We start from the raw sequence: 25,121 nt of genomic DNA, 5'->3' as shown, positions 1-25,121 counted from the left end.
ACAACGGTAACGGAAAGCAGTTGATGAGCGAACGTCTTCTCGTGCTCGTGCGCCACGGCCAGAGCGAATGGAATCTGAAGAACCTGTTCACGGGCTGGAAGGACCCTGACCTCACCGAGCTCGGCGTGAAGGAAGCCACGGAAGCCGGCCGCAAGCTGAAGGCGCAGGGGCTCGTGTTCGACGTCGCCTACACTTCGGTGCTGACGCGTGCGCAGCACACGCTCGACCTCATCCTCGGCGAGCTCGGACAGGAGGGCCTGCCGACCACGAAGAACCTCGCGCTGAACGAGCGCGACTATGGCGATCTTTCCGGCCTCAACAAGGACGACGCCCGCAAGAAATGGGGCGAGGACCAGGTGCTGATCTGGCGCCGCTCCTACGACGTGCCGCCGCCCGGCGGCGAGAGCCTGAAGGACACGCTCGCGCGCGCGCTGCCGTACTACGTGCAGGAAATCCTGCCCGGCGTGCTCAACGGCAAGCGCACCCTGGTCGCCGCCCACGGCAACTCGCTGCGCGCACTGATCATGGTGCTGGAAAAGCTCTCGCCGGAGGGCATCTTGAAGCGCGAGCTCGCGACCGGCGTGCCGATCATCTACCGCTTGAATGCGGATTCGACGGTGGCCTCGAAGCTGGATCTGGCGGGCTAGGCTTTCGCCAAGAGCACGTTGCCGTAGGGTGGGCAAAGCGTAGCGTGCCCACGCGCCGTCAGCGACTTGAGAGAGATGGTGGGCACGGTGCTATGCGCCTTTGCCCACCCTACGGCAGTGTGCTCGTTGCACTTACTGCAATCCCAGCCGCCCGGCTTCCCAGCCCAGCATCGCCTGCTTGCGGGTGATGCCCCAATGGTAGCCGGTGAGTGTGCCGCTCTTGCCGAGTGCGCGGTGGCAGGGGACGACGAACGAGACCGGGTTCTTGCCGACGGCAGCACCGACGGCGCGCGACGCCTTCGGGCTGTTGATGTTGCAGGCGATGTCGGAATAGGACACCGCGCGGCCCATCGGGATCTTCAGCAGCGTCTCCCACACCCGCACCTCGAAATCGGTGCCGATCAGGACCACCCGCAGCGGCTGGTCCGGCCGCCATAGTTTCGAATCGAAGATGCGCGCTGCGAGCGGTGCGGTGCCTTCGTGATCCTCGACATAGGTCGCGTTCGGCCAGCGCCGTGTCATGTCGGCGAGCGCGATCTTCTCCTCGCCATGATCGGCGAAGGCCAGGCCTGACAATCCACGGTCGGTGGCGATGACGATCGCGGTGCCGAACGGCGAGGGATGGAAGCCGTAGCGCAGCGTCAAACCGGCGCCGCCGTTCTTCCATTCGCCCGGCGACATCGCCTCGTGGGTGACGAAGAGATCGTGCAGGCGGCCGGGACCCGACAGGCCGGAGTCGAGGGCTGCATCGAGGATGCTGGCGGAATCCCGCAGCAGCCCCTTGGCGTGGTCCAGAGTGAGCGCCTGCATGAACGCCTTCGGCGTGATCGAGGCCCAGCGGCGGAACAGATGGTGCAGCTCATCCGGCGTGACGCCGGCCGCATCCGCCATCGCCTCGATGGTCGGCTGCGCGCGCCAGTTCTCCGAGATGAACGCGATCGCCCGGCGCACGGAATCATAGTCGCGCAGTGCGGCGTTCTGGGGGCCCGGCTTGGCCAGGCGCTGGTCATGTATCGCGAGTGTCATCATGACCGGAAATGTAGGCGCGGCCGGGGAGCGAAACCACCCGATTTCCGACCCGCCGATCAGCTCACCGGATTGTAGGTCGGGCCGCGCCTGGCGGCGTTCAGGGCCTCAACCAAGCCTTTGTAAAAGCTTGCTTTTTCTTCCGGGCCGAGGAAGCGCGCGATCTGGATCTGGTGGCCGCGCGAGATCAGATAGAGATGCTCGATGCCAAAGTCCTCGTCGACCTCCATGTCGAGCCGGACCCAGAGCGGGTTGAACGTCCATTCGGCGACCTGGCCGCGATGGCTGACGCGGCGGACGCGCAATTCGGAAGGGGTCACCACGATCTCCTCGCGGGCCCGCGCGGCGCGGAAATTGGCCTTGAAGGCCCACCAGATCACGAGAACGTCGAGGCCGAAGAAGAAGAGCACCGGCCACGCCCCCATCATCAGGAAGGCCAGGCCCGTGACGAAGCTGACGACGCTGACGAACAGCATCACCGCGAGGAAGCCGGTGCGGTTCAGCGAGCGATGCGGCGTCAGCAGCGCGGAGAAGATCTGCACGTCGCGCGGGTCCTCGGAAGCGCCGGGCTCAATTTCATTGCCTGTGCTCATCGTCCCTCAGTATATCCCGATCATGGCGAAAATCACCCGCAAGCCGGCGCCGCGCAAAGCGGCCGTGCCGAAGAAAAAGGCAAAAGCGGTCGTCGCGAAGCCGAACGCGCCCGCCAAGAAGGCGCTCAAGGCGACAAGGCCCTGGACCCCTGCCGAAATCCACGAGGCCTTCAGCCGTTTCCGCAAGGCCAATCCGGAACCGAAGGGCGAGCTCGAGCACGTCAATCCGTTCACGCTGCTTGTTGCCGTGGTGCTGTCGGCGCAGGCGACCGATGCCGGCGTCAACAAGGCGACGCGCGCGTTGTTCGAGGTCGCCGACACGCCTCAGAAGATGCTCGATCTCGGCGAGGAGCGCCTGCGTGAGTACATCAAGACCATCGGGCTCTATCGCACCAAGGCGAAGAACGTGATCGCGCTGTCGGCGAAGGTGCTCAATGATTTCGGCGGCGAGGTGCCGCGCACGCGCGCCGAGATCGAATCGCTGCCCGGCGCCGGCCGCAAGACGGCGAACGTCGTGCTCAACATGGCCTTCGGCGAGCACACGATGGCCGTCGACACGCACGTCTTCCGCGTCGGCAACCGCACCGGGCTTGCGCCGGGCAAGACACCACTCGAAGTCGAGCTCGGTCTCGAAAAGGTGATCCCGGCCGAGTTCATGCTGCACGCTCATCATTGGTTGATCCTGCACGGCCGCTATACTTGCCTCGCGCGCAAGCCGCGCTGCGAGGTCTGCCTGATCAACGATCTCTGCCGGTGGCCGGAGAAGACCGTGTGAGATCGCGGCGAGTCCGCTTTGGGGTGAAGTCGTGAGTCAACAAGAACAAGTTCCGTCGTCACCGGTCCCCACATCGCAGGCCCCGCCGCCCAGGCCCACCCAGCGCCCGGCCCCTTCGCTCTGGAGCCGGCTCGCGATCCCGCTGCTCGCGGTGATCGTGGCGCTCGGCTTCGTCGCGCTGGCGACGCTGCGTTTCGACGAGTGGGTCGGCAATGCAGTGGTGCAGACCACCAATGACGCCTATGTCCGTGCCGAGCTGACGCGGCTGTCGAGCCGCGTCTCGGGTGAGGTGCTCAAGGTAGGCGTCACCGACTTCCAGCGCGTCAAGGCCGGCGATCTCCTGATCCAGATCGACCCCGCCGATTACGAGGCGCAGGTCGCGCAGGCCGAGGCGTCAGTGGCTGCCGCGCAAGCCGCGCTCGACAATCTCGCCAACCAGATCGAGCTGCAATATGCGACGATCGCGCAGGCCCAGGCCGCGCGGCTCTCGGCCGAAGCCATGGAGGTCGAGGCCAAGCAGGAGCAGGAACGCCAACAGTCGTTGTCGCAGACCGAATCCGGCACGCGGCAGCGGCTCGAGCAGGCGGTTGCCGCCTACGCCAAGGCGCAGGCCGACGTGCGCGCCAGCCGCGCCGTGATCGCCGCCCAACAGCACCAGCTAGAAGTCCTGCAAGGCAACAGGAAGCAGCGCGCCGCCGATGTCGAGGCGGCCAAGGCAACGCTGGCGAGCGCGAAGCTGAAGCTTGGATATACCAAGATAACAGCGCCGTTCGACGGCGTCGTCGGCGAACGACAGGTGCAGCCGGGCGACTATGTCAATATCGGCAGCAATCTCATCAACGTGGTGCCGCTGCCGAAAGTGTATGTGATCGCGAACTACAAGGAGACCCAGCTCACGCATGTGCGGCCGGGCCAGCCGGTCGAGATCACCGTTGACAGTTTCCCGCGCGAGACGCTGCGCGGCCGGGTCGAGCGCATCGCGCCGGCGACCGGCGCGCAGGTGGCGCTGCTGCCGCCGGACAATGCGACCGGCAACTTCACCAAGGTGGTGCAGCGCATTCCCGTGCGGATCCAGTTCGACGAGGGTCAGCCGCTGCTGGCGCGGCTGGTGCCGGGCATGTCGGTCATCACCCGCATCGATACGAAGGCTGCGAATGGCGGAAAATGACGCCGCTGGCCGCGAGGAGCCGCTCTCGCGCGGCGGCGTCGCGCCACGGCCGCTCTTTGCGGTGGCGGCGGTGCTGCTCGGCTCGTTTCTCGCCAATTTCGACAGCCGCCTGACCACGGTCGGCCTGCCGGACCTGCGCGGCGCGTTCTCATTCTCCTTCGACGAGGGCGCCTGGCTCTCCACCGCCGGCATCGGCTCGCAGATATTCATCGCGCCCGCCGTGGCATGGCTTGCCACCGTGTTCGGCCTGCGCCGCGTGCTCGGCATCCCCAGCCTCGTCTATGCCGCCGTCTCGTTCATCATTCCGTTCGTGCCCGATTATACGACCCTGCTCGCGCTCAGCGTCGTGCACGGCCTCCTGCTCGGCACCTTCGTGCCGGCGACGCTGATGATCGTGTTTCGCAATCTGCCGATCCGCTGGTGGCTGCCGGCGATCTCGATCTATGCGATCCGCGTCGGCTTCGCCCTGGACAGCTCGACCTCGCTGGTCGGCTTCTATGTCGACCATCTCGGCTGGCAATGGCTGTACTGGCAGGGCGTGGTGATCGCGCCGATGATGGGGCTGATGGTTTATCTCGGCACGCCCAACGAGCCGGTGAACCGCGCGCTGCTGCGAGAGGCCGATTGGGGCGGCATGCTGCTGCTGGGCGCCTCCGTCGCGATGATCTATGCGGGGCTCGACCAGGGCAACCGGCTGGACTGGCTCGGCTCCGGCACGGTGATGGCGCTGCTCGCCAGCGGTGCGGCGCTGTTCGTGGCCTTCCTCCTCAACGAGTCCCTGGTGAGACGACCCTGGGCACATGTCAGCGTGCTGTTCTCGCGCAATATCGGCTTGGGGCTGCTGCTGATCCTGCTCTACACGCTGACGAGCCTGTCCAATGCCTCGCTGGTGCCGAATTTCCTGGCCACCATTGGCTTGCTGAGGCCGGAGCAGAGCGGCATGCTGCTGCTCACGTATGGCGCCCTGCCGATGTTCGTGCTGGTGCCGGTCTCGATCTGGCTGCTCAGGCACTTCGATACGCGCACGGTGCTGGTGGTGGGATTTGCCTCATTCGCCGCGGCCAATCTCTGGGGCACGCAGCTCACCCACGCCTGGGCGCGCGAGAATTTCATAGGCATCGTGCTGCTGCAGTCGATCGGGCAGTCGCTGACCTTGCTGCCGCTGATCATCACGCTGCTGTCGAACTCCGATCCGAGCCGCGCCACGTCCTTTGCCGCCTATATCCAGATCATGCGGCTCGGCGGCGCCGAGATCGGCGTAGCGCTGATGGGGACGTGGCTGCGCGTGCGCGAGCAAGTCCATTCCTTCTATCTCGGTCAGAACCTGAACGTCGGCGACGCCGATGTGATGCAGCGGCTGAAACAGCTCGCCGACCATTTCGCGGCCCATGGCACAGGATCGGCGCAGGCGCGCGCGGTCGGCACGCTCGCGGGCGTCGTCCAGCGCGAGGCCAATGTGCTCGCCTATATCGACGGCTTCTGGCTGTGCTTCTGGCTGGCGATGGCCGCTCTCGTTGTCCTCGCGCTCGTCACCCGTGCGCCAACGGGCCCGTTCACCCCGGCGCCGTTCGGCTTCGCCAGGATGCTCCTGCGCAAATGCGGGGTGACGGCGACGTAAGCACCGTCACCTCATCTGCCGCGCCGGCTCGATCAGCTCGGGGCGCGGGCCGGACAGGCGCTTGTGCATGTGGACCATGAAAGCCATGGCGAAGATCGGCGTCGCCAGATTGACGACCGGGATCGAGACGAAGGCCGCAATGAACAGGCCGGCCGTGAAGATCGTTGCGGCGTTGTCGCGCCGCATCGCCTTGGCTTCCGCCGGTGGGCGAAAGCGCATCGCGGCGAGCTCGAAATATTCGCGGCCTAGCAGCCAGGCCGCGGCGATGAAGAAGATCAGGAAACCGGCGCCGGCGAACAGCACCAGCGGCAGCGCGATCAGATAGATCAGGATCGTCAGCAGCGCGGTCTTGACGCCCTCGAAGATCGCCTGGCTGAACGGCAGCGCCGCGCCGGGCCGCTCGGCGGGATAATGCTCGCGCTCGACGATGTCGGCGACATCATCAACGAACAGGCTCGCCACCAGTGAGGTGATCGCGGGCATCAGGAAGACGCCGCCGAACACCACGCCGAGGCCCGCCGCGATCGAGACGATCCAGGAGAGGATTTCGATGGACGAATGCCAGCCCGGTCCGAGCAGGCCCTCCAGCCAGACCCCACCGGAAGTCGCAAACCAGCTGAGCAGCCGCTGCAGGCCGATCGCCAGCACGATGATCAGCACCAGCGCCAGCCCGATCGACCGCCACAGGATCGAGCGCATCGGCGGCGAGATCATTTGCGATAGCGCCTTGATGGCGGCATCCAGCATGGGGCACCCCTGAGGTCAACACGTTGCGAGAGGTAGAGATGCACGGCGGTTTCGGCAAGGGACCCTTCCCTTCTCTCCTTGTGGGAGAAGGTGGCGCGAAGCGCCGGATGAGGGGTTCTCTCCGCGAACTCAAGACGAATGTGCTCGCGGAGACAAACCCCTCACCCGTCTCGCCGCTGTCGCGGCGAGCCACCCTCTCCCACAAGGGGAGAGGGATTCGCACCGTCTACGCGGCCGAATTACTCATGCCGATGCCCGTGCTTGCGCCCCTTCGCCTGCTTGCCTTCCCCGGTCGGGATCATCACCACGCGCCCGTAGCGCACGCCGCGTTCGGCGATGATGTGGTCGGCGAAGTGCTTGACCTCGGAAGCTGCGCCGCGCAGCGCGGTCATCTCCATGCAATTGTTGTCGTCGAGATGGACGTGCAGGGTCGCCAGCGCGAGGTCGTGATGGCCGTGGAATTCCTGCACCAGGCGTTTTGAGAGATCGCGGGCGGCGTGGTCGTAGACATAGACGAGGCCGGCGACGCATTGACCGGTCTGCGCGGTGTCTTCAGTACTCTGCTGCAAGCCGGCGCGTGCGAGATCTCGAATGATCTCGGAGCGGTTCTGGTAGCCGCGGGCCTCGGCTGCGGCGTCAATCTCCGCCAGGAGGTCGTCCTCGATCGTGATCGTAATCCGCTGCATCAGGTCCTCTCCGCATATCGCCGAATGGGCCTGTTCTACACGGATTTTGCCGCGCTCACAGCCGCGTCGCACGCAGCCGCAGCGCATTCCCGACCACGCTCACTGAGGACAGCGCCATGGCTGCTGCGGCAATGATCGGCGAAAGGAGCAGGCCGAACGCCGGATAGAGGATGCCGGCCGCGATCGGAATGCCGGCGGCGTTGTAGATGAAGGCGAAGAACAGGTTCTGGCGGATGTTGCTCATGGTCGCCTGCGACAGTTTTCGCGCCCGCACGATGCCGGTGAGGTCGCCCTTGAGCAGCGTCACGCCCGCGCTCTCCATCGCCACATCCGTGCCGGTGCCCATGGCGATGCCGACCTCGGCTGCCGCCAGCGCCGGCGCGTCGTTGACGCCGTCGCCGGCCATTGCGACGCTGCGGCCGGCCTTTTGCAGCCTGGTGACCACCGCGCTCTTCTGGTCCGGCAGCACCTCGGCCTCGACCTCGGCGATGCCGAGCCGGCGCGCCACCGCCTCGGCCGTCGTGCGATTGTCGCCGGTCAGCATGATCACCTTGATGCCTTCGGCCGCGAGCGCCTTCAGCGCCTCCGGCGTCGAAGCCTTGACCGGATCGGCGATCGCGAACAGACCGGCAAGCCGGCCGTCGACGGCCATGTTGATCACCGTGGCGCCGTCGCCGCGCAGCCGTTCGGCCTCGGTGTCGAGCGGCTTGGTGTCGATGCCGATCGACGTCAGATATCTGGCATTGCCCAGCACGATGGTCCTGCCGTCGACCCTGCCGGTTGCGCCCTTGCCGGTCGGCGAATCGAATTGCTCGACCTGACCGGGCGTGAGCTGTTTCTCTTTCGCCGCGCGCACGATGGCATCTGCCAGGGGATGCTCGCTCGCGCGCTCGACGCTCGCCGCCATACGAAGGATGTCGTCTTCGGCGAAGCCGGCGGCCGGGACGATCGACACCACCTTGGGCTTGCCCTCGGTCAGCGTGCCGGTCTTGTCGACCACCAGCGTGTCGATCTTCTCCATCTGCTCCAGCGCCTCGGCGTTCTTGATCAGAACGCCGGCCTGCGCGCCGCGCCCGACACCAACCATGATCGACATCGGGGTCGCGAGGCCCAGCGCACAGGGGCAGGCGATGATCAGAACGCTCACCGCCGCGACCAGGCCGAAAGCCAGCCGCGGTTCCGGCCCGAACCAGGTCCACGCGGCGAAGGCAGCCATGGCGACGACGATCACGGTGGGCACGAACCAGCCGGCGACCTGGTCGGCGAGGCGCTGGATCGGCGCGCGCGAGCGCTGCGCGTCCGCGACCATCTGCACGATCTGCGACAGCAGCGTTTCGCGCCCGACCTTGTCGGCGCGCATGATGAAGCTTCCGGACTGGTTGAGCGTACCTGCGATCACCTTTGCCCCGGTCTCCTTGGTGACCGGCATGGATTCGCCTGTCACCAACGATTCGTCGAGCGAGGAACGGCCTTCGAGAATGATGCCGTCGACGGGCACTTTCTCGCCGGGGCGGACGCGCAGGGAATCCCCGGCATGAAGCGAGTCGATCTCGACTTCGTGCTCGCTGCCATCGGCATCGACACGGCGCGCGGTCTTCGGCGCGAGCTGCAGCAGCGCCTTGATCGCGCCCGATGTCGCATCGCGGGCGCGCAGCTCCAGCACCTGGCCGAGCAGCACCAGCACGGTGATCACGGCGGCCGCTTCGAAATAGACGGCGACTGCGCCCTCATGGCCGCGGAAATTGGCGGGGAAGATCTGCGGCGCGACGGTGCCGACGATGCTGTAGAGGTAGGCGACCCCCGTGCCCATCGCGATCAGCGTGAACATGTTGAGGTTGCGCGTCACCAGCGACTGCCAGCCGCGAACGAAGAAGGGCCAGCCGGCCCACAGGACCACGGGCGTGGCGAAGACCAGCTGGATCCAGTTCGAGAGCGTCTGATCGATCCAGCTGTGCGGTCCTGCGAGATGACCGCCCATCTCCAGTACGACCGCCGGCAGCGCCAGCGCGCCGCCGATCCAGAACCGCCGCGTCATGTCGGCGAGCTCCGGATTGGGCCCGGTCTCGAGGCTCGCCACTTCCGGCTCGAGTGCCATGCCGCAGATCGGGCAGCTGCCGGGTCCAACCTGGCGGATCTCCGGATGCATCGGGCAGGTGTAGATCGTGCCCGCGGGCATCTCGGGCTCGGGCGCCTTGTCCTTGGCGAGATATTTGGCGGGATCGGCAGCGAACTTGGTGCGGCATCCGGCCGAGCAGAAATGGAAGGTCTCGCCGTGATGCTCGAACCGGTGCTTCGAGGTGGCAGGATCGACCGTCATGCCGCAGACGGGGTCCTTGACCTTGCCTCCGGCATCACCGTGGTCATGACCGTGATGGTGGGCATGGCCGGAATGATCGGCATGTCCGCCGCAGCAGGACGAGGCCGCGGGCTTGGCGAGCGGTGCCGTTTTCGCTGAGCAGCCGCATCCGGAATCAGTTTTCCCGTTGTGATGATGCTCTTGGTCCGCGTCGTTCATTCCCATGCTCCGGTCTTCTCGGGCTTGCAACCCATACCCGGTAGGGGTATATAGACCCCATGCGCAAGGACATCAAGGCATCTGTGGGAAAACGTCTCGGCCGGATCGAGGGCCAGGTTCGCGGCCTGTCGAAAATGGTGGAGGAAGACCGCTACTGCATCGACATCGTCACGCAGATCTCGGCGGTGCGCGCCGCGCTGCGCCGGGTCGAGGAGGAGGTCCTGAAGGACCACGTCGCCCATTGCGTCGAGCACGCCATCGCGAGCGGCGACAAGGCCGATCAACGCGAGAAGATCGCGGAGCTGATGGCGGTGATCGGACGGGCGGAGCGGTAATACCCGTCATCGGGCCGCGCTACGCGCGGACCCGTTGGCTCGCAATGACGGTGGTTAGAGTGAGATCGGGCCACACCCTAGGTGTCGTCCCGGCGAAGGCCGGGACCCATAAACCCAGGGAGAGATTTGGCGGAGATGAGGAGTTGATCGTACGCCGGTAGCAAGACCGCGTGCGATGGATAGATCACGCGGTATGGGGCCCGGCCTTCGCCGGGACGACACCGTGACTTAAGCCGCGATCTCCCGCATCCGCGCGCGGTGCATCGCGAGCTCGCTCAGCAGCACGAAATGCTCGGAGCATGCGACCGAAGCCGTCGCGGGCTGCGCGCCTACTTCTTCAACCGGAACCTCTGCCGGCGTTTCTTCGTCAATCGCCTCAGGAACGAGCGGCGGCGCACGGAGCGTTTCTGGAAACACACTGAATGTGCCCGCTACCTCCTCGAGCGGCTTTTGCTTGTCGGCCCAGTGCAAGGCTGTGTAGTCGAAGCCGTGCACGATGGTGGGTTTGACGACTTCGAAATAGGGCGAGATGTCGAAGTCGCGGGGCATGTAGAGCGAGGAATCGCGGATGTGCAGGATCTCGCGGCGGGCGGCGCGGCTGCCGGCCTTGGTAATCTTCGGCAGGATCGGATAGCGCACGGCGTCGAACGCCTGCGCGATCAAGGCCGAGCAGATGATCTTGGTCGGGTCGCCCGAGCCGAGCGCGATCATGCGGCGCCGCCAGCGTTGCGGTATCGGCAGCGGGAACAGGTAGCGCATGAGGTCGACGATGTTCTTGGTGTCGTAGCCGAAGCCGATGCGGTTGATGGCATAGCGGCAGACCGTGGTGCGGTCCTCATAGGACAGCCCGACCGGGCGGCAGAGGCGGGTGTGATAGGGGAAATATTTCGACAGCGGCGCGGAGGTGACGCCTTCGCCGATATTGGCCTCGATCAGCACATGCGGTTCGCCATCGGCCTCTTCCGCGCCCTCGATCGGACCGACATAGAGCGCCGCATGCGACCAGGTCGACTGCGTCAGATATTTGATGATGCCGGAGATGCGGTTGTTGCCTTCGACCAGCAGCACGTCGCCGGCCTCGACGACGCCGCGCAGGTGCTCCGGGTCGCTCGGCGTGAACGGCTCGTAGCCCGGCACCTCCTTCGAGAGGTACGCGGCAATCAGCTTGCCGACTGAGTCCAGGACCGTCCCCATTTCAAACTCCCCCCACGACCTTTTCCGGCCGTCTTTTTCCCTTCTCTATCATGGTCGAAACGTGTTGCAATTCGGTTCATCACTCTGTGAGATCAAGCACGATTGATTCACCATGATGGTTGCTGCGCAACATCAGATTCGGCAAGGTTCGCGGGCTGTTCCCGTTCGCCGCAAGTCCCCGGAAACCATGACATGACAATCACGCGCCGCAGTTTCCTTTCGGCGTCGGCGGCCCTTGCCGCGATGCCGGTCCTGCGCGCAACCGCGGCGCCCCTGCCGCGCGAGGCCGATATCGTCGTGATTGGTGCGGGGGCCGCGGGAATTGCGGCGGCGCGGCGGATCATGGCGGCGGGTCGCAAGGTCGTGGTGGTGGAAGCCGCAGGCGAGATCGGCGGGCGCTGCATCACGGATAGCAGGACCTTCGACGTGCCGTTCGACCGCGGCGCGCGCTGGATGCACAATCCCGACACCAATCCGATGATTCGGCTGGCGCGCAGCGCGGGTCTCGATGTGCTGCCGGCGCCCTCGGGCCAGAAGATGCGCATCGGCCGCCGCAACGCCCGCGCCGGCGAGACCGAGGAATTTCTGGCCGCTCTAGTCCGCGCCAACCGCGCCATCGACGAGGCCGCACGCGGCAAGCTGGATACTTCCTGCGCCTCAGTGCTGCCGAAGGATCTCGGTGACTGGGCCGGCGCAGCCGAATTCATGCTGGGCGCTGGCTTTGCCGGCAAGGATCTGAAGGAGCTGTCAGCGATCGACAAGGCCCGCGCGCAGGACCGCACCGGCGCGATCGCGTGCCGCCAGGGCTTGGGGACCTTGATCACGAAGCTCGGCGAGCAGGCGCCGGTGGCGCTGGCGACGCCGGCGAGCCGGATCGTCTGGAGCAATCGCGACGTCGCCGTGGAGACGCCCAGCGGCAAGATCGCTGCCCGCGCCGCCATCGTCACGGTCTCGACCAACGTGCTGATGTCGGGCGCAATCAAGTTCGCGCCCGACATTCCCAAGCGCACGCTCGATGCGGCATCGAAGCTCACCCTCGGCAGCTACGATCACATCGTGCTGCAATTGCCGGGCAATCCGCTCGGGCTCGCGCGCGACGACATTCTCATCGAGCAGAGCAATTCGACGCGCACCGCGCTGATGTTCGCCAATATCGGCGGCTCCTGGCTGTGCTCGATCGATGTCGGCGGCTCGTTCGGCCGCGATCTCTCCGAGCAGGGCGAGAAGGCGATGACGGCCTTCGCCAAGGAATGGATCACGAAGCTGTTCGGCAGCGAGGCTGCGGCCGCCGTGCAGAAGACCAGTGCGACGCGCTGGAATGCCTCGCCCTATGTCATGGGCGCGATGTCGGCGTCTTCGCCCGGCGGCCAGCTCTCGCGAAGGGCTTTGGCGGAGCCGATCGGCAACGTGTTCCTCGCCGGCGAAGCGACGCACGAGACGCTCTGGGGTACCGTCGATGGCGCCTGGGAGAGCGGCGAACGCGCGGCGGATTCAGCCTTGCGCAAGATCGGCGCGCTCAAATCCGATCCGGCGGACCTGCCTACACAGTCGACGAAGAAGCGGCGGGCGCCGCGGCAGAATTGATTTCGTCGTCCTGGACAAGCGGAGCGCAGATCCAGGACCCATTACCCCAGGGAGTAGTTTGACGAAGACTCGTCGTTGCGAGCAGTTGCTATAAGCGTTGACCGGGGTAATGGGTCCTGGCTTTCGCTAGGACGACAACGGAGGAAGCTACCGCAAAATCCCGTCCAGCACGGGCAGCCCGGCGATCACGGCCGTCGCGATCAGCGCGTAGCAGATGCCGCGAAACACCTTCTCGCTGGCACGGCCGAACAGTGACGCGCCGAACGCCACGCCGAGCGCATAGACCGGGCCGACGATCAGTGACAGCACGAGCGACTCCCGGGAGATCAGGCCCGTGGTGGCGTAGCTGACCATCGAGAAGAAATCCGACGCGCCGAAGAACAGCACGATGTTGGCACGCGCGACGATCGGGGCGATCGGGCGGCCGAGCCAATAGCCGACGATCGGTGGGCCGCCGGTCTGCGCCAGGCCGCTGCAAAAGCCCGAGAGGCCGCCGATGCCGACCGAGAGCCAGGCGTGGTCCTTGCCGCGATAGCGCCAGCCCGACAGCAGCAGCAGCAGCAGCGCCGCGACGAAGCAGGAGATGATCCAGCGCGTGGTGACGGGCTCGAGCACGCTGAGGAAATAGGTCCCGACAGGCACGCCGATCAGGGCGCCCAGCACGATCACGGCGGTGGCTTTGCGGTCCGCCTTGCGCCACGCATCGGGCAACAGCGGCGCGGCCGCGACGAAATCGATCACGAGCAGCAGGGCGGCAACCAGCCGCGGCGCCGCGATGCTGCTCGCCAGCGGCATGAAGATCAGCGCCGAGCCGAAGCCGGAGAAGCCGCGCGCGGTGCCTGAAACGAAAGCGACGGCGCAGAGCGCCATCGCAATGGTGAGGCTGACGTCCTTCGGAAGAAAGTCGGTAAGACTCATGCTCCGTTCTTCGGCGTCATGCTCGCAAGACGCCGCCGGTCTTCTTCGTGACCTCGGCCACGATCTTGGTGCCGACGGCCTCGATCTCCTGGTCCGTCAGCGTCTTCTCGCGGGGCTGGAGCGTCACCGCGATCGCGATCGACTTCTTGCCGTCATCGATGCCCTTGCCCTCGTAGACGTCGAAGACGTTGACGCCGGTGATCAGCTTCTTGTCGACGCCCTGCGCGGCTCGCACGATGTCGCCCGCCTTCACCGTGCGGTCGACGATGAAGGCAAAGTCGCGCGAGACGGGCTGGAATGCCGAGAGCTCGACCAGGGGCTTGGCGCGGGTCGGCTTCTTCTTGGCCTCGGGAATGCGATCGAGGATCACCTCGAACACCATCAGCGGGCCGTCGGCGCCGAGCGCTTCCAGCGCACGCGGATGCATCTCGCCGAAATAACCGAGCACGTTTTGCGGGCCGATCTGGATCGTGCCGGAGCGCCCCGGATGCAGCCAGCCGGGACCGCCGGCGACGATCTGCAGCGCCTGCATCGGCGCACCGGCGGCAGCCAGCACCGCTAGTGCGTCGGCCTTGACGTCGAACACGTCGGCCTGCGCCGAGCCGGACCAGTGCCGTCCCAGACCTTCAGAGGAGGAAAGGCCGCGACGTACGCCGCTCGCCGCCATGAACTGATCCTGCGGGCGGTCGCCCTTGAACAATTGGCCGACCTCGAACAGCACGACATCGCCAAAGCCGCGATCGGCGTTGGCCTGCGCCGCGGCGATCAGGCCGGCCAACAGGGTCGGGCGCATGTCCGACAGATCCGAGGCGATCGGGTTGGCCACTTCAAGCTCGCGCTGACCGCCGCCGAACAATTGGGCCGCAGGCTTTGCGATGAACGACCACGTCACGGCCTCGACCATGCCGCGGCTTGCGAGCGCCCGCCGCGCGCGGCGGGTGCGGAGCTGGAGCGGGGTCAGCACCGGCTTGCGCGCATCCTCGCCGCGCTCGAACGGCGTCATCGGCACCTTGTCGACGCCGAAGATGCGCACGATCTCCTCGACGATGTCGGCCTTGCCGTGCACGTCGGAGCGCCAGGACGGCACTGCCACCTTCACGACTGGGCCGGGGCCCGCCATCATGAAGCCGAGATGGTTCAGGATACGCTTCATCTCGATTTGCGGCACCTCGATGCCGGACAGGCGCTTGACCTCCGTGATGGGGAATTCGATCAGGCGGTCGTCGCCGAAGGTCTTGCCGACCACGAATGTCTCGGACGGCGCGCCACCGCACATCTCCATCACCAGCTTGGTCGCGAGCTCCAGGCCCGGCACCATGAAGGCCGGATCGACGCCGCGCTCGAAGCGGTAGCGCGCGTCCGAATTGATGCCGAGCTTGCGGCCGGTCTGGGCGATGTTGATCTCGTTCCACAGCGCCGATTCGATCAGCACGTCGGTGGTATCGTCGTCGCAGCCCGAGGCCTCGCCGCCCATGATGCCGGCGAGCGACTCGACGCCGTGCTCGTCGGCGATCACGCAGATCGAGGGGTCGAGATTGTAGGTGCGGCCGTCGAGCGCGAGCAGGCTCTCGCCCTCGCGGGCGCGGCGCACGACGAGATTGCCCGTCACCTTCTTGGCATCGAACACGTGCAGCGGCCGCGCGCGATCGAAGGTCATGAAATTGGTGATGTCGACCAGTGCGTTGATCGGGCGCAGCCCGATCGCGGTCAGCCGCTTCTGCAGCCATTCCGGCGACGGCTTGTTCTTGACACCGCGCACAAGGCGGAGCGCGAAGCCCGGGCACAGCGTGGAATCCTCGACCGTGACCTTCACCGGGCACGGAAATTCGCCCTTGATCGGCTTGATGGTGGGATCCCTGAACTTGCCCATGTCGGCCGCGGCAAGATCGCGCGCGATGCCGTGCACGCCGGTGCAGTCCTGCCGGTTCGGTGTCAGATTGATCTCGACCACGGGATCGCCGAGCGCGGCCCATTCGGCATAGCCGGTGCCGATCGGGGCGTCCGCCGGCAATTCCATGATGCCGTCATGGTCGTTGGAGATCTGCAGCTCCGCCGCCGAGCAGAGCATGCCGCGGCTCTCGACGCCGCGAATGGTGCCGACACCGAGCGTGATGTCCTTGCCGGGAATGTAGGTGCCCGGCGGCGAGAAGACGCTGACGAGGCCGGCGCGCGCATTCGGCGCGCCGCACACGACCTGCACCGGCGCGCCACCGTCGCCGGTGTCGACCATGCAGACCCGCAGGCGATCGGCGTTGGGATGCTGCTCGGCCGAGATCACCTTCGCGATGGTGAAAGGCTTGAGCGCCTTCGCCTTGTCCTCGATGTTCTCGACCTCGAGCCCGATCATGGTGAGCTTCTCGGCGAGCTTTTCCAGCGGCTCGTCGGTGTCGAGATGATCCTTCAGCCAGGAGAGGGTGAATTTCACGAGCTCAGCCCTCCGGCAAGCGTTGGCACTTCGAGCGGCTTGAAGCCGTAGTGGCTCAGCCAGCGGACGTCGCTGTCGAACAGCTGGCGCAGATCGGCGATGCCGTATTTCAGCATGGCGATGCGGTCGATGCCCATGCCCCAGGCAAAGCCCTGATACTCGTCGGGATCGATGCCGCAGGCGCGCAGCACGTTCGGGTGCACCATGCCGCAGCCGAGGATCTCCAGCCAGTCCTCGCCCTCGCCGAAGCGGATCTCGCCCTTGTCGCGGCGACACTGGATGTCGACTTCCAGCGATGGCTCGGTGAACGGGAAGAACGAGGGACGGAAGCGCATGTTGATGTGATCGACCTCGAAGAACGCCTTGCAGAACTCGTGCAGGATCCATTTGAGGTGGCCGAGATGCGAGGTCTTGTCGATGACGAGGCCTTCGACCTGGTGGAATTGCGGCGTGTGGGTCGCATCCGAATCGATGCGGTAGGTGCGGCCCGGGCAGATCACGCGGATCGGCGGCTTCTGGCTCAGCATGGTGCGCACCTGCACCGGCGAGGTGTGGGTTCGCAGCAGCATGCGCGAGCCGTCCTCCTTCGGATGGAAGAAGAACGTGTCGTGCATCTCGCGCGCCGGATGGCCTTCCGGGAAGTTCAGCTTGGTGAAATTGTAATCGTCGGTCTCGATGTCGGGACCTTCGGCGACCGAGAAGCCCATGTCGGCGAAGATCGTGGTCAGCTCGTCCCAGACCTGGCTCAGCGGGTGGATGCGGCCGGCCTCCGCCGCGGCATCGCGCAGCGGCAGGGTAACGTCGACGGTCTCCGCGGCAAGCCGCGCATCGAGCGCGGCCGACTTCAACACGTCGCGCCGTGCGGCGAGCGCTCCGGTGACCTCGTCCTTGGCCTGGTTGATCGCGGCGCCTTGCGTCTTGCGCTCGTCCGGCGACATCTTGCCGAGCGTTGCGAGCAAGGCTGAGATCGAGCCCTTCTTGCCGAGCGTTGCGACGCGCACGGCCTCGAGCGCGGCCTCGTCGGTGGCCGCGGCGATGTCGGCGATGATCTGGGTTTGAAGCTGGGCAAGATCGGTCATGGCAATCCCTTTTGGCCAGGATGCTGAGCCGATGATCCTAGCCCGTCACGCCCGGCCCAAAGCGCGAAGCGCGTCTTCGCGTTGATTCGCCGGGCATCCACGTCGGAGAAGTGTATGCGCGAGAGATGACGGCCGGGGCGATGAAAGCGCGACACGCGCCCTCTGCCCGGGCCATCACAAGCTGAACGCTGCGCAGAGCGCAGTGGGAGCAGCTTACGCCGCCAGCGCGGCCTTGGCCTTCTCGGCGATCGCCTGGAACGACGCAGGCTCGTTGATCGCGAGATCCGACAGCACCTTGCGGTCCACGGTGATGCCCGACTTGGCCATGCCGTCGATAAACTTGCTGTAGGTCAGGCCGAACGGACGGACGGCAGCGTTGATGCGCTGGATCCAGAGCGCGCGGAAGGTGCGCTTCTTGCGCTTGCGGTCACGGAAGGCATATTGCATCGCCTTCTCGACGGCCGGCTTGGCGGCGCGGATGGTGTTCTTGCGGCGGCCATAGAAGCCCTTGGCGGCCTTGTAGACTTTCTTGTGCTTGGCGTGGGCGGTCACACCGCGTTTGACGCGAGACATGACAAAAATCCTTCAGAGATGACTTCGGTTGTCGGATCGCCGCGCGATGCGCGGCACGGTTGGCAGTGATCGTGGACGCGATCAGGCGTTCGGCAAGAAGTACTTCTTGACGTTGTCGCCGTCGGTCTTGAACAGCACGCGGGTGCCGCGGAGCTGACGGATCTGCTTCTTCGTCCGCTTGATCATGCCGTGACGCTTGCCACGCTGGGCGTGCATCACTTTGCCGGTGGCAGTCACCTTGAAGCGCTTTTTAGCGCCCGATTTGGTCTTCAGCTTGGGCATTTGGCTCTCCTATGGCCACAATAGAAATCCGCCCGTGAGGGCGGCTGGCCGTCTAAAATGCTCGTTAGAGCGTTGATTGTGCTCAGGTTTCGCGAACAAGCGCGAAACCCGCACGAGACACCGCCACGGCAGCCCTTAATCAGCCGGGCGATGAAGGCTGGGCTTATGACAGAGGACGGGCCGATTGGCAACGATGAACCGCCGGAACCTGCCCGCCGACTATTGGAGGTCGCCACCCCAATGTCCACGCCTTCATGTCCGGAGCAGGACCCAATGCGCTATTTCCCGCGATCTATTTCCGCTTTCGCCCGCCCGCGCCGCCTGGCGCTGCTCGCCGTGCTGGCCGCCGCCATGATGCCCTCGGCCGCCGATGCCCGCGTCGCCGGTTATGACGGCATCTGGAACGTCACCTTTGCCACCACGCGCGGCAATTGCAGCTCCGGCTACAGCGTTCCCTTCAGCGTCACAGGCAGTCGCGTCTCCTCGGCCGGCGGTGGCCGGGTCTCGGGCAAGGTCAACCGGTCCGGCGCCGTCGCCGTGCAGGTCTCGGTCGGCGCCTCCCATGCGACCGGCGGCGGCCGGCTCGCCGGCGTGAACGGCGCAGGCTCGTGGAAGGGCATCATTTCCGGCGACCCGTGCAGCGGCACCTGGCAAGCGACGCGGACCTGACACGCAAACGGCCCGCCGGAGATCCGGACGGGCCGTTGAACTCTCAGTCCTGACAAACCGGCGTCAGCGCGGTGCCAACACCATGACCACCTGGCGACCTTCGAACCGTGCGTCCTGCTCGACCTTGGCGAGCTCGGCGACGTCGGTCTTGATCTTGTCCAGAAGCTTGGTGCCGATCTCCTGGTGCGCCATTTCGCGGCCGCGATAGCGCAGCGTGATCTTGACCTTGTCGCCCTCTTCGAAGAACCGCTGCATCGCGCGCATCTTCACGTCGTAATCGTGATCGTCGATCATCGGGCGGAGCTTGATCTCCTTGATCTCGACGGTCTTCTGCCGCTTGCGGGCTTCGGCGGCCTTTTTCTGAGCCGAATATTTATACTTCCCGTAGTCCATGATCTTGCAGACGGGAGGGCTGACATTCGGGGAAATCTCGACCAGATCCATGCCAGCTTCCTGGGCCATCCGGATGGCCAAGACGGTCTCGACCGTGCCCTTATTGTCACCGGTCTGATCGATCAGCTGGATCTGCGCATTGCGAATATCGTCATTGATGCGCGGCCCGTCTTTGCTGGCAGCGGGCGGAGCTTTATTAGGACGGCGAATGGGTGGTTCTCCAAAGTTGTGAAAGAAGCGGCTATCTTGAAGGAAGATGCGTTTGCCGGCAAGCAAGTCGCTCGTGTGAGACGCGAAAAACCCTCAAATGCGAGGCATTTTGGTCACGCCCCTTTCCCACGCCGACCGACATAGACACCTTGCCCCTGTTCCGCAAGCGTCCCAAAGGTCAATGCAGGGTCAATGCCGGGTCGGGCCGCGCGACAACGTCCGTCCGAACGGCTCAAACCGCACAGCCAGAGTAAACGTTCCATGACTGATGCAATTCCCGATAGCGTGCTCGAGTTCATCACCGTCGGCGAAGGTCCGTCGGCGCGTCGGATCGCGGTGCGCCGGCGTAGCGGAAAGGGCCCCGGGCTGGTCTGGCTCGGCGGATTCAAGTCGGACATGCAGGGCGGCAAGGCCGTGGCGCTGGAGGGCTGGGCCAGGGAGCATGGCCGCGCCGTGGTCCGGTTCGACTATTCCGGTCACGGCGAATCCGGCGGCGAATTCGTCGATGGAACCATCGGGCGTTGGCTGGAGGATAGCATGGCGGTGTTCGAGCGCTTCTGCGCCGGCCCGCAGGTTCTGATCGGCTCCTCGATGGGCGGCTGGATGGCGCTGCTGCTCGCGCGCGAGATCAGGAAGCGGCAAGAAAAGGGGCAGGCCAGAGGGTCGCTCGCGGGTCTCGTCCTGATCGCGCCGGCGCCCGACTTCACCGAGGAGCTGATGTGGAAGAATTTCCCTCCTTCGGTGAAGAAGGAGATCGAGACCACAGGCGTCTGGATGCGGCCGTCGGAATATGGCGACGGCTCGCCCTATCCGATCACGCGAAACCTGATCGAAGAGGGGCGCAATCATCTCTTGCTCGGCAGCGCCATCGATCTCGGCTGCCCCGTCCGCATCCTGCAAGGCGCGAAGGACCCTGACGTGCCGTGGCAGCACGCTTTCGCCTTGACGCATCGTCTGCCCGCCGACGACGTCGTGCTGACCATGATCCAGGACGGTGATCACCGCTTGTCGCGCCCGCAGGACATCGCGCGCATTCTTGCGGCGGTGGCGGAGATCGGGTGAAGTGTCTCCAAACAGTCGGTGTCATCGCCCGACTTGATCGGGCGATCCAGTATTCCAGAGACAGTCGTGATTGAGGCGCGAGGTCGCGGCGTACTGGATGCCCCGGTCAAGCCGGGGCATGACCGAGAACGGGAGAAACGCCAATGACCACCACCGCCATGCTGCGCGCTTTCTGCGACGCGGTCGAACAGCGCAACGGGCGCGCCTTCGCTGAGCTGTTCACCGAGGATGGCGTCTATCACGACGTTTTCTACGGCGCCTTCGTCGGCCGCGCCAAGATCGCCGAGCTGATCGACGACTGGTTCTATCGCACGGCGACCGATTTCCGCTGGGACATGCACGCCCCCGTCACCGACGGCACCACGCTCTATGCGCGCTACACCTTCAGCTATCGTTCGACACTGCCGGAAGCGAACGGCGCGCGGGCGATGTTCGAGGGTGTGGCGATCATGACGCTGAAGGACGGCAGGATCACGAGCTATCACGAGGTCGCCAACACCGCGCCGGCCTTCGTCGACCTAAAATTTGCACCGGAGCGCATCGCGAAGATCGTCGCCAAGCAGGGCGCGGAGCTGAAAGCGCGGCCGGAGATGCAGCGGCATCTGGCGTAGCTCTCTGACGGTTACGGCGGCGGAGGCTTCGCCATCGGCTTGCGCTGCGCCAGCGCGGCGACGGCCGCGGTGCCGATCGGGCCCTGTTCGTCATAGAGCCAGCATTCGCCAATGGCGACGCCATCGGTGGCGTGATGGTTCACCACCTCGAAGCCGATCCAGTTCGTCACCGGCAGGCGGTGCAGATAGATCGTGACGTCGCTGTTGATGTAGCCGAGCCCCTTGTCGCCGGCATTCGCGAACGGGCTGGCAAAGTCGGCACCGACGGCGACATGGACGAACGGCGTCATCGGCACGCCTGCGACGAGCTCGCGCACTTCGCTCATCCAGAGTTTTCGCGGTCCAAGCGAGCCCATATGGCCGACGATGGGACGCGTCGCCCATTTGCCGTTCATGCCGAGCCTGGGATCGGTGGGTTTCGGAATGTCTGATGGCTTCGGCACGTCCCAGTTCGGCGGCGACCAGACATTGCCGTCAGGATTTTGCGTCCGCCGCAGCAGCTGGCACGACGCGCGTGCCATGCTGACACCGCCGGAGACGAACTCCGCCTCCACCACGCGGATGCGCATTCCGTCGCGCACGAGGCGCGTCGTCACTTGAATCGGCTTGTCGATGGTCGGCAGCCGAAACATGTCGACGGTGAGCCGCGCCGGCACGAATTCGGGTCCGGAATGGCGCTCCTCGATGGCGAAGCCGAGCAGGCCGATGATGACGCGTCCGTGCAGCGATCTCGGATCCCACGGACCATTGGCCACTTCCGTCGGATGGAATGTATCGCCGTCGCGGGTGAAGAAGGGGATGTTTGTTGTCATGACGCGCGACTTTGCGGGAACGTGCGGGGAAATCAAGTGCGGTAGGGCCATCGCGAGAGTCAGGAGCGCATGCTCTCGCCATTACAACAGGTGTCATCGCCCGGCTTGACCGGGCGATCCAGTACTCCGAGACGGCAAAGGCTTGATCGATAGGCCGCGGCGTACTGGATGCCCCGGTCAAGCCGGGGCATGACACCGAGAGTTAGGAAGCGGCCTGCCACTCCTCACGCACATTATCGTCATGCTCGTTTCCGGTCGCATCAGCCTTCATCGCCGCAAACTCATCCCGCTTCACCAACTGTCCCAGCGCCCACACCGCAGCGCCACGCACCAGAGGACTCGCATCCTCCAGCAATCGCCGCGCCTCTTCCGCCAGCACCGGGTCGCCCGAATTGCCGATCGCAATCAGCACATTCCGTACGAACCGGTCGCGGCCGATGCGCTTGACCGGGGATTTCGTGAACAGCGCACGGAACGCCGCGTCGTCCAGCCGTGCGAGCTCAGCGAGAGAAGGCGCGCGCAATGCGTCGCGTGCGGCGAGTTTCGCTTCGCGTCCCTCCTGCGCGAACTTGTTCCACGGGCATGCGGCGAGACAATCATCGCAACCATAGATGCGATTGCCGATGGCCTTGCGGAATTCGCGCGGGATCGGTCCCTTGTTCTCGATGGTGAGATAGGAGATGCAGCGCCGCGCATCGAGCTTGTAGGGCGCGGGAAATGCCGCGGTCGGGCAGATGTCGAGACAGGCCCGGCACGAGCCGCAATGGTCGATCTCGGCCTCGTCACGCGGCAGGTCGAGCGTGGTGTAGATCGCGCCTAGGAATAGCCATGAGCCGAACTCGCGCGAGACGAGATTGGTGTGCTTGCCCTGCCAGCCGAGGCCTGCGGTCTGCGCCAAGGGTTTCTCCATCACCGCCGCGGTGTCGACGAACACCTTCACCTCCGATGGCGCGGTTGCGACCAGCCAGCGCGCAAGCGCCTTCAGCCGCTTCTTGATGAGATCGTGATAATCATCGCCCTGTGCATAGACCGAGATCGCCGCGTGTGTGCGCTGCTCCAGGATCGCGAGCGGATCCTGGTCGGGGCCGTAATTGACGCCAAGCATGATCACAGAGCGCACGTCTTGCCACAGCCCGCGCGGATCGACGCGGCGCTCCGGCTGCGCCGCGAGCCAATCCATGTCGCCATGGCCACCCGAGGCGATGAATTCGAGGAAGTATTTTCCCGCGTTCTCGATCGTGCCAGGTGCGGTGATGCCGATGCAGTCGAAGCCGAGCGCGCGCGCTTCGCGTGCAAGCGCGGTACGAAGCTCATCAATGTCGATGCTGGGTTTAATCACCGATGCATCCACACGCGTCATGGCCGGGCTTGTCCCGGCCATCCACGTTCTTGTGTAGTCCTCATCGAGACAGGAAGGGCGTGGATGCCCGGGACGAGCCCGGGCATGACGCGCACCATCAGAAATCCAGGTCCACGTAGGTCCGCGATGCCGGCACGCCGGCCAGCCATTCGCTCAAGAGCGGACGGAACGACGGGCGGGATTTCACCCGCGCGTACCACGCCTTTGCTGCGTCGTCCTCGCTCCATGGCACGTCGCCCAGATAATCGATCGCCGAGAGATGCGCCGCGGCGGCGAGATCCGCGTAAGTGAGCCGGTCGCCGGCGAGGAAGTTACGCGTCTGCGCCAGCCAACCGATATAGGCCAGATGATAGCGCACGTTGGCCTTGGCGGCGCGCATCACGTCGGCCGAAGGCGGGCCGCCGCCGTCCTCCTCGTTCATGAACCGCTTGTAGATGCGCTCGGTGACGAGAGGATGCGAGACCTCTTCGAAGAACTTTTCGTTGAACCAGGCCATCAGCCGGCGCACCTCGACGCGCTCGGCAATCGTCTCCGGCATCAGGCGCTTTGGGCCCATCTCGGCACCGTAGGCCTCGTCGACATATTCGGCGATGATCGCCGCGCCCGGGATCGGCGGCTGTTCGTCGTCCACCATCACGGGCGTCGTGCCGGCCGCATTCAGCAGCAGAAACGCCTCGCGCCGCTCCCAGCTGCGCTCCTCGACCAGCTTCAGGTCGAGCCCGTATTCACCCACGATCAGGCGGATGAAGCGCGAATGCGGACAGAACGGATGATGAAACAGCGTAAACATGAAGCCTTTGACTATTTGATGGTGCTTAAGATTCCATCAATGTTTGTGCGGCGCCACACTAGTCCTTCAAAACCGCGAAGCAAGGCCGTGATTTGGCATTTTGCGATTGCGGCATGGGGGCGAATAGGCGAGAAGAGCCCCGCTTTTCCAGCCGAAATGGACCGTAAATATGTCAGATGCAATACGGGCAGTGATCCTCGGCATCATCGAGGGCGTGACCGAGTTCCTTCCCGTGTCCTCGACCGGTCACCTGCTGCTTGCCGAGCGCTTCTTTCACCTCGGCGAAGGTGCCTTCTGGGATTCGTTTACGGTTCTGATCCAGCTCGGCGCGATCCTCGCGATCGTCGGGCTGTATTTCAGGAAGCTGTGGGACGTGGTCATCGGCTTCTTCAGCGGCGATGCCGATGCTCGCCGCTTCGTGATCGGCGTGCTGGTCGCATTCCTGCCGGCTGTCATCGTCGGCCTCGCCGCCGGCAAATACATCAAGCTCCTGCTGTTCAATCCGTGGGTCATCTGCTTCACGCTGATCGTCGGTGGCGCCATCCTGCTCTGGGTCGACAAGCTCGAGCTCAAGCCGCGCGAGCATGATGCCACGAAGTTTCCGCTGCTGATGTATCTCTATATCGGCATCGCGCAGTGCGTGGCGATGATCCCGGGCGTGTCGCGTTCCGGCGCCAGCATCGTGGCCGCAATGCTCCTCGGCGCTGACAAGCGCGCGGCGGCGGAGTTTTCCTTCTTCCTCGCCATCCCCACCATGATCGGCGCGTTCGCCTACGATTTCTACAAGAGCCGCGCCGAGATGACGATGGATAACATGAACATCGTCGCGATCGGCTTCGTGGTGTCATTCATCACCGCGATCATCGTGGTGAAGACGTTTTTGACCTATGTCACCCGGCACGGTTTCCTGCTGTTCGCCTGGTGGCGCGTCATCGTCGGCACGCTCGGCCTGATCGCGCTGGCGCTCGGGCATTAACCTCTCGGGCTACACTTCCACCTCGCCTTCAACGCAAAATAAGCTTTTGATCGGTAGTCAGTTTCCAACGCCG

Annotated in this window: 25 protein-coding genes; 10 read left to right on the top strand and 15 right to left on the bottom strand. The window is 65.1% G+C overall.

Annotated features, from left to right (window positions below; all coding sequences use genetic code 11):
• Positions 1-23: 23 nt before the first annotated feature.
• The gene (locus tag BCCGELA001_RS00715; protein ID WP_028139417.1) at positions 24-647 is read left to right on the top strand and encodes a 2,3-bisphosphoglycerate-dependent phosphoglycerate mutase; all 624 of its coding nucleotides are present in this window, start codon (positions 24-26) and stop codon (positions 645-647) included.
• Positions 648-779: 132 nt separating this feature from the next.
• Here the strand turns inward: BCCGELA001_RS00715 and BCCGELA001_RS00710 are convergent, their stop codons facing one another.
• Together BCCGELA001_RS00710 and BCCGELA001_RS00705 are read right to left on the bottom strand one after the other, a co-directional pair.
• Complete coding sequence (locus tag BCCGELA001_RS00710; protein WP_008539833.1) at positions 780-1,676, bottom strand: methylated-DNA--[protein]-cysteine S-methyltransferase; 897 nt, start codon at positions 1,674-1,676, stop codon at positions 780-782.
• 56 nt (positions 1,677-1,732) lie between these two features.
• Positions 1,733-2,266 (bottom strand): DUF2244 domain-containing protein, encoded by a 534-nt coding sequence (locus BCCGELA001_RS00705; protein WP_008539834.1) that lies wholly within the window; start codon positions 2,264-2,266, stop codon positions 1,733-1,735.
• 22 nt (positions 2,267-2,288) lie between these two features.
• On the opposite strand from BCCGELA001_RS00705, the gene nth reads away from it, so the two are divergent.
• Genes nth through BCCGELA001_RS00690 form a run of 3 tightly spaced genes read left to right on the top strand, consistent with a single transcriptional unit; the run spans position 2,289 to position 5,827 of the window.
• Positions 2,289-3,041 carry an endonuclease III gene (gene nth, locus BCCGELA001_RS00700; protein WP_060734384.1) on the top strand — a complete coding sequence of 251 codons (753 nt, stop codon included), beginning with the start codon at positions 2,289-2,291 and terminating at the stop codon, positions 3,039-3,041.
• Positions 3,042-3,072: 31 nt separating this feature from the next.
• On the top strand, positions 3,073-4,209 hold the full coding sequence (locus tag BCCGELA001_RS00695) for an HlyD family secretion protein (RefSeq protein ID WP_060734383.1): 1,137 nt from the start codon (positions 3,073-3,075) through the stop codon (positions 4,207-4,209).
• Positions 4,196-5,827 (top strand): MFS transporter, encoded by a 1,632-nt coding sequence (locus BCCGELA001_RS00690; protein ID WP_060734382.1) that lies wholly within the window; start codon positions 4,196-4,198, stop codon positions 5,825-5,827. Before BCCGELA001_RS00695 ends, BCCGELA001_RS00690 begins: the two co-directional genes overlap by 14 nt.
• A 6-nt stretch (positions 5,828-5,833) precedes the next feature.
• Here BCCGELA001_RS00690 and BCCGELA001_RS00685 read toward each other — a convergent pair whose 3' ends face one another.
• The 3 genes from BCCGELA001_RS00685 to BCCGELA001_RS00675 form a co-directional block, all read right to left on the bottom strand.
• A complete protein-coding gene (locus BCCGELA001_RS00685; protein WP_008539845.1) occupies positions 5,834-6,574 on the bottom strand; it encodes a sulfate transporter family protein in 741 nt (246 codons plus the stop codon).
• Positions 6,575-6,813: 239 nt separating this feature from the next.
• The gene (gene nikR / locus BCCGELA001_RS00680) at positions 6,814-7,260 is read right to left on the bottom strand and encodes a nickel-responsive transcriptional regulator NikR (RefSeq protein ID WP_008568340.1); all 447 of its coding nucleotides are present in this window, start codon (positions 7,258-7,260) and stop codon (positions 6,814-6,816) included.
• A gap of 55 nt (positions 7,261-7,315) precedes the next feature.
• Positions 7,316-9,775, bottom strand: a complete 2,460-nt coding sequence (locus BCCGELA001_RS00675) for a heavy metal translocating P-type ATPase (RefSeq protein ID WP_060734381.1) — start codon at positions 9,773-9,775, stop codon at positions 7,316-7,318.
• A gap of 59 nt (positions 9,776-9,834) precedes the next feature.
• On the opposite strand from BCCGELA001_RS00675, the gene BCCGELA001_RS00670 reads away from it, so the two are divergent.
• Entirely contained in the window at positions 9,835-10,110 is a 276-nt protein-coding gene (locus tag BCCGELA001_RS00670; RefSeq protein WP_007598521.1) for a metal-sensitive transcriptional regulator, read from the top strand.
• A gap of 228 nt (positions 10,111-10,338) precedes the next feature.
• Here the strand turns inward: BCCGELA001_RS00670 and BCCGELA001_RS00665 are convergent, their stop codons facing one another.
• Positions 10,339-11,304 carry a YiiX/YebB-like N1pC/P60 family cysteine hydrolase gene (locus tag BCCGELA001_RS00665; RefSeq protein ID WP_060734380.1) on the bottom strand — a complete coding sequence of 322 codons (966 nt, stop codon included), beginning with the start codon at positions 11,302-11,304 and terminating at the stop codon, positions 10,339-10,341.
• A gap of 192 nt (positions 11,305-11,496) precedes the next feature.
• On the opposite strand from BCCGELA001_RS00665, the gene BCCGELA001_RS00660 reads away from it, so the two are divergent.
• Entirely contained in the window at positions 11,497-12,888 is a 1,392-nt protein-coding gene (locus BCCGELA001_RS00660) for a flavin monoamine oxidase family protein (protein WP_060734379.1), read from the top strand.
• Positions 12,889-13,035: 147 nt separating this feature from the next.
• Here BCCGELA001_RS00660 and BCCGELA001_RS00655 read toward each other — a convergent pair whose 3' ends face one another.
• The 5 genes from BCCGELA001_RS00655 to rpmI form a co-directional block, all read right to left on the bottom strand.
• Entirely contained in the window at positions 13,036-13,806 is a 771-nt protein-coding gene (locus tag BCCGELA001_RS00655) for a sulfite exporter TauE/SafE family protein (protein WP_060734378.1), read from the bottom strand.
• 16 nt (positions 13,807-13,822) lie between these two features.
• On the bottom strand, positions 13,823-16,231 hold the full coding sequence (gene pheT, locus BCCGELA001_RS00650) for a phenylalanine--tRNA ligase subunit beta (RefSeq protein ID WP_008539873.1): 2,409 nt from the start codon (positions 16,229-16,231) through the stop codon (positions 13,823-13,825).
• Entirely contained in the window at positions 16,228-17,310 is a 1,083-nt protein-coding gene (gene pheS / locus BCCGELA001_RS00645; protein WP_060734377.1) for a phenylalanine--tRNA ligase subunit alpha, read from the bottom strand. Before pheS ends, pheT begins: the two co-directional genes overlap by 4 nt.
• Before the next feature lie 213 nt (positions 17,311-17,523).
• A complete protein-coding gene (gene rplT, locus BCCGELA001_RS00640) occupies positions 17,524-17,883 on the bottom strand; it encodes a 50S ribosomal protein L20 (RefSeq protein ID WP_008539880.1) in 360 nt (119 codons plus the stop codon).
• 81 nt (positions 17,884-17,964) lie between these two features.
• Positions 17,965-18,165: a 50S ribosomal protein L35 gene (gene rpmI / locus BCCGELA001_RS00635; RefSeq protein WP_008539890.1), complete on the bottom strand. Its 201-nt coding sequence runs from the start codon at positions 18,163-18,165 to the stop codon at positions 17,965-17,967.
• Positions 18,166-18,438: 273 nt separating this feature from the next.
• Here rpmI and BCCGELA001_RS00630 point away from each other — a divergent pair, with 273 nt between their 5' ends.
• Entirely contained in the window at positions 18,439-18,834 is a 396-nt protein-coding gene (locus BCCGELA001_RS00630; protein ID WP_008539892.1) for a hypothetical protein, read from the top strand.
• A gap of 63 nt (positions 18,835-18,897) precedes the next feature.
• On the opposite strand, the gene infC is transcribed toward BCCGELA001_RS00630, so the two are convergent.
• Entirely contained in the window at positions 18,898-19,437 is a 540-nt protein-coding gene (gene infC, locus BCCGELA001_RS00625) for a translation initiation factor IF-3 (protein WP_080648110.1), read from the bottom strand.
• Positions 19,438-19,698: 261 nt separating this feature from the next.
• Between infC and BCCGELA001_RS00620 the strand changes: the two genes are divergently transcribed.
• Positions 19,699-20,499: an alpha/beta hydrolase gene (locus BCCGELA001_RS00620; protein ID WP_008539896.1), complete on the top strand. Its 801-nt coding sequence runs from the start codon at positions 19,699-19,701 to the stop codon at positions 20,497-20,499.
• Between the two features lie 143 nt (positions 20,500-20,642).
• Positions 20,643-21,110: a nuclear transport factor 2 family protein gene (locus BCCGELA001_RS00615; protein ID WP_008539898.1), complete on the top strand. Its 468-nt coding sequence runs from the start codon at positions 20,643-20,645 to the stop codon at positions 21,108-21,110.
• Positions 21,111-21,121: 11 nt separating this feature from the next.
• On the opposite strand, the gene BCCGELA001_RS00610 is transcribed toward BCCGELA001_RS00615, so the two are convergent.
• The 3 genes from BCCGELA001_RS00610 to BCCGELA001_RS00600 all read right to left on the bottom strand — a co-directional run bounded on the left by BCCGELA001_RS00610 (position 21,122) and on the right by BCCGELA001_RS00600 (position 24,072).
• Positions 21,122-21,922 (bottom strand): acyl-CoA thioesterase domain-containing protein, encoded by an 801-nt coding sequence (locus tag BCCGELA001_RS00610; RefSeq protein WP_008539900.1) that lies wholly within the window; start codon positions 21,920-21,922, stop codon positions 21,122-21,124.
• 202 nt (positions 21,923-22,124) lie between these two features.
• Complete coding sequence (queG, locus tag BCCGELA001_RS00605; RefSeq protein ID WP_442855163.1) at positions 22,125-23,261, bottom strand: tRNA epoxyqueuosine(34) reductase QueG; 1,137 nt, start codon at positions 23,259-23,261, stop codon at positions 22,125-22,127.
• Positions 23,262-23,379: 118 nt separating this feature from the next.
• Positions 23,380-24,072 (bottom strand): glutathione S-transferase family protein, encoded by a 693-nt coding sequence (locus tag BCCGELA001_RS00600; RefSeq protein ID WP_008539907.1) that lies wholly within the window; start codon positions 24,070-24,072, stop codon positions 23,380-23,382.
• A gap of 169 nt (positions 24,073-24,241) precedes the next feature.
• Here BCCGELA001_RS00600 and BCCGELA001_RS00595 point away from each other — a divergent pair, with 169 nt between their 5' ends.
• Positions 24,242-25,048, top strand: coding sequence for an undecaprenyl-diphosphate phosphatase (locus BCCGELA001_RS00595; protein ID WP_060734375.1), 807 nt, complete (start codon positions 24,242-24,244; stop codon positions 25,046-25,048).
• Positions 25,049-25,121 lie beyond the last annotated feature (73 nt).

Origin of the sequence: Bradyrhizobium sp. CCGE-LA001 (genome assembly GCF_000296215.2) — a bacterium.
Lineage (GTDB): Bacteria > Pseudomonadota > Alphaproteobacteria > Rhizobiales > Xanthobacteraceae > Bradyrhizobium.
Note: the sequence above shows the minus strand (reverse complement) of the source record. Positions and strands in the feature narration are given on the sequence as shown.